The organism is Rhizobium pantanalense (genome assembly GCF_030182525.1).
GTDB lineage: Bacteria > Pseudomonadota > Alphaproteobacteria > Rhizobiales > Rhizobiaceae > Rhizobium.
Window position 1 is genome coordinate 1 of record NZ_JAQJCH010000041.1, and the last position, 780, is coordinate 780.

Here is a 780-nt window from a genome sequence, read left to right on the forward strand (position 1 = left end):
AAAGAACATCACGGACAGGGCGACGAATGCGACGATGGTGGTCGACCAGATGATCTGCCTGTTGAGGCTGTTGCTAACCGAAATCGCCAAGGCGGTAACCCACTCCCCGAACGCCGTTGAGGAGATCGCCGACACCGGCGGCATCGAGCTTCTTGCGAAGCTTGCTCATGTGACTGTCCACGGTGCGGTCGAGCGCATCGCCTTCGGGAAGACAGGCATCGACGATCTCGCTGCGCTCGAAGGCCCTGTTCGGGAAACCAGCCATATATTCGAGGATGCGGAATTCGGTGCGGGTCAGGTTCAACGGAATGCGGGCTTCGCCGTCCTCCACCACTGCCATGTGCGCGATCGGATCGATTGCAAGCCTGCCGACCCTCAGCACCTTATTCGCAGCACTTCCGGTCGCCCGTCGCAAGACGGCCCTCGCCCGGGCGACCACCTCGACAGGGTTGAACGGCTTGACCACATAATCGTCGGCGCCGGAGCGCAGCCCATGCAGCTTGTCGAGGTCGTCGGCGAGTGCCGTGACCATGATAACCGGCGTATTGCCCCTTTGGCGGATGGTGGCAAGCACCGTGTGGCCGTCAAGTTTCGGCAGTTTCACATCGAGGACCACAAGATCGGGCCGCAGCCTCTGATGATGGGAAAGCCCGATCTCGCCATCCGAGGCCGTCAGCACACGAAATCCCTCGCGCTCAAAATAGCGTTCGAGAATATCGGAGATTTCCGGCTCGTCTTCCACGATCAATATCAGTGCATTTTCCATCCAAGGCTCCTTTA

Annotated in this window: 1 protein-coding gene; it reads right to left on the reverse strand. The window is 59.6% G+C overall.

Going from position 1 to position 780, the window contains the following annotated elements; translation table 11 throughout:
* Nucleotides 1–73: 73 nt before the first annotated feature.
* A complete protein-coding gene (locus PH558_RS34030) occupies nt 74–766 on the reverse strand; it encodes a response regulator (protein ID WP_112434955.1) in 693 nt (230 codons plus the stop codon).
* Between the last annotated feature and the right edge of the window lie 14 nt (nt 767–780).